The following is a 3,453-nucleotide window of genomic DNA, read 5'->3' on the forward strand; positions in this document are numbered from 1 at the left end:
TGAGGTCGGTAGTTCGAGTCTACCCAGACCCACCACTCTGAATGACTAGCGCATACAAAGAATTTATTACGCATCGGCATTGTGGCCGGTACGTGTTCTTTTAAAACTTGTGACGTAGCGAGCGTTTGAGATTCTATCTTGACGTGTCGTGAGGCTAAGGCGGAAGACTTAAATGTCTTCTTATTAATTGAGTCGTTATATTTCGTATCTGGGCTTTGTACCCCCAGGTCATATATGTAACCCAAGGCAACTTGAGGTTATATGGTCAAGCGAATAAGCGCACACGGTGGATGCCTTGGCGGTCAGAGGCGATGAAGGACGTGGCAGCCTGCGAAAAGTATCGGGGAGCTGGCAACAAGCTTTGATCCGGTAATGTCCGAATGGGGAAACCCACCCGCTTGCGGGTATCCTGCAGTGAATACATAGCTGCTGGAAGCGAACCTGGTGAACTGAAATATCTAAGTAACCAGAGGAAAAGAAATCAACCGAGATTCCCTGAGTAGCGACGAGCGAACGGGGACTAGCCCTTAAGCTGGAATGGTTCTAGAAAAACAGCCTGGAACGGCTGGCCATAGAAGGTGATAGCCCTGTATTTAAAAGGGCCACTCCAGTGAAGACGAGTAGGGCGGGGCACGTGAAACCCTGTCTGAACATGGGGGGACCATCCTCCAAGGCTAAATACTACTGACCGACCGATAGTGAACCAGTACCGTGAGGGAAAGGCGAAAAGAACCCCGGAGAGGGGAGTGAAATAGATCCTGAAACCGTGTGCGTACAAGCAGTAGGAGCCTCGCAAGGGGTGACTGCGTACCTTTTGTATAATGGGTCAGCGACTTACTGTTCGTGGCAAGCTTAACCGTATAGGGGAGGCGAAGGGAAACCGAGTCTGATAAGGGCGCATAGTCGCGGGCAGTAGACCCGAAACCGGGTGATCTAGTCATGGCCAGGGTGAAGGTGCCGTAACAGGTACTGGAGGCCCGAACCCACGTCTGTTGCAAAAGACGGGGATGAGCTGTGATTAGGAGTGAAAAGCTAATCGAACCCGGAGATAGCTGGTTCTCCTCGAAAGCTATTTAGGTAGCGCCTCATATGTATCCTCTCGGGGGTAGAGCACTGTTATGGCTAGGGGGTCATCGCGACTTACCAAACCATTGCAAACTCCGAATACCGAGACGGACTGTATGGGAGACACACGGCGGGTGCTAACGTCCGTCGTGAAAAGGGAAACAACCCAGACCCACAGCTAAGGTCCCAAATTCACTGCTAAGTGGAAAACCATGTGGAAAGGCACAGACAGCCAGGAGGTTGGCTTAGAAGCAGCCACCCTTTAAAGAAAGCGTAATAGCTCACTGGTCGAGTCGGTCTGCGGGGAAGATTTAACGGGGCTAAGCAGTGAACCGAAGCTTGGGGTGTGCATATTTATATGTACGCGGTAGAGGAGCGTTCCGTAAGCCGTTGAAGGTGGATTGAGAAGTCTGCTGGAGGTATCGGAAGTGCGAATGCTGACATGAGTAACGATAATGCGGGTGAAAAACCCGCACGCCGAAAGCCCAAGGTTTCCTTGCGCAACGTTAATCGGCGCAGGGTGAGTCGGCCCCTAAGGCGAGGACGAAAGTCGTAGTCGATGGGAAGCAGGTTAATATTCCTGCACCTCGCGTAAGTGCGATGGAGGGACGGAGAAGGTTAGGTGTACCCGGCGTTGGTTGTCCGGGGGAAAGGAGGTAGGTTTGAATCTTTGGCAAATCCGGGATTCTTCAAGACCGAGCACCGAGACGAGCCTTTAAGGCGAAGTCACTGATACCACGCTTCCAGGAAAAGCTCCTAAGCTTCAGCTTACGCAGACCGTACCGTAAACCGACACAGGTGGGTAGGATGAGAATTCTCAGGCGCTTGAGAGAACTCGGGTGAAGGAACTAGGCAACATGGCACCGTAACTTCGGGAGAAGGTGCGCCCTTTTTGGTGGCTCATGCGAGCTATAGCTGAAGAGGGCCGCAGAAACCAGGCCGCTGCGACTGTTTATCAAAAACACAGCACTCTGCAAACACGAAAGTGGACGTATAGGGTGTGACGCCTGCCCGGTGCTGGAAGGTTAATTGATGGGGTCAGCCGCAAGGCGAAGCTCTTGATCGAAGCCCCAGTAAACGGCGGCCGTAACTATAACGGTCCTAAGGTAGCGAAATTCCTTGTCGGGTAAGTTCCGACCTGCACGAATGGCGTAACGACAGCGGCGCTGTCTCCACCCGAGACTCAGTGAAATTGAAATCGCTGTGAAGATGCAGCGTTCCCGTGGCAAGACGGAAAGACCCCGTGAACCTTTACTATAGCTTTACACTGAACGTTGAGTTCGTCTGTGTAGGATAGGTGGGAGGCTATGAAACTGTGGCGCTAGCTGCAGTGGAGCCATCCTTGAAATACCACCCTGTCGTGCTTGACGTTCTAACCTAGGTCCATAATCTGGATCGGGGACCGTGTATGGTGGGTAGTTTGACTGGGGCGGTCTCCTCCTAAAGAGTAACGGAGGAGCTCGAAGGTACGCTCAGCGCGGTCGGACATCGCGCACTGTGTGCAAAGGCATAAGCGTGCTTGACTGCAAGATCGACGGATCAAGCAGGTAGGAAACTAGGACTTAGTGATCCGGTGGTTCTGTATGGAAGGGCCATCGCTCAACGGATAAAAGGTACTCCGGGGATAACAGGCTGATACCGCCCAAGAGTTCATATCGACGGCGGTGTTTGGCACCTCGATGTCGGCTCATCACATCCTGGGGCTGTAGTCGGTCCCAAGGGTATGGCTGTTCGCCATTTAAAGTGGTACGCGAGCTGGGTTCAGAACGTCGTGAGACAGTTCGGTCCCTATCTGCCATGGGCGTTGGAGATTTGAGAGGGGCTGCTCCTAGTACGAGAGGACCGGAGTGGACGAACCTCTGGTGTTCCGGTTGTCACGCCAGTGGCATTGCCGGGTAGCTATGTTCGGAAGCGATAACCGCTGAAAGCATCTAAGCGGGAAGCGCGCCTCAAGATGAGATCTCCCGGGGCACAAGCCCCCTGAAGGAACCATATAGACTATGTGGTTGATAGGTCAGGTGTGTAAGTACAGCAATGTATTGAGCTAACTGATACTAATGATCCGTGTGGCTTGACCATATAACCTCAAGTTGCCTTGGCCGACATGACATGTCGATAGAGCCCAAGTGCACGCTACGTCACAAGACCAAACGAGAGGCAGGCGCTCAGGCGCGTCTCTTTGTAAAGCCGGCACATCCGTGCCCGCTCCCTGCAAAGACACGACCTGCGGCGACACTCCAAAAGCCTCCCTGGTGAAATTAGCGCTGTGGAACCACCCGATCCCATCCCGAACTCGGAAGTGAAACGCAGCTGCGCCGATGGTAGTGTGGCTCAAGCCATGCGAGAGTAGGTCATCGCCAGGGTTTATACCCAAAAACCCCGCTGCTC

The 3,453-nt window shown here is 53.1% G+C and carries 1 tRNA gene and 2 rRNA genes (1 of these 3 only partly in view); all 3 read left to right on the forward strand.

The annotated features are described in order from the left end of the window. Positions 1–35 (forward strand) — tRNA-Ile (locus tag NR101_RS17975) (it extends 42 nt beyond the left edge of the window). Positions 36–263: 228 nt separating this feature from the next. Next, positions 264–3,144, forward strand: a 23S ribosomal RNA gene (locus NR101_RS17980). A 169-nt stretch (positions 3,145–3,313) separates the two neighbouring features. Then, positions 3,314–3,428: ribosomal RNA gene (gene rrf / locus NR101_RS17985) — 5S ribosomal RNA — on the forward strand. Positions 3,429–3,453 lie beyond the last annotated feature (25 nt).

This window comes from Stenotrophomonas sp. Ste86 (genome assembly GCF_024519465.1).
GTDB lineage: Bacteria > Pseudomonadota > Gammaproteobacteria > Xanthomonadales > Xanthomonadaceae > Stenotrophomonas.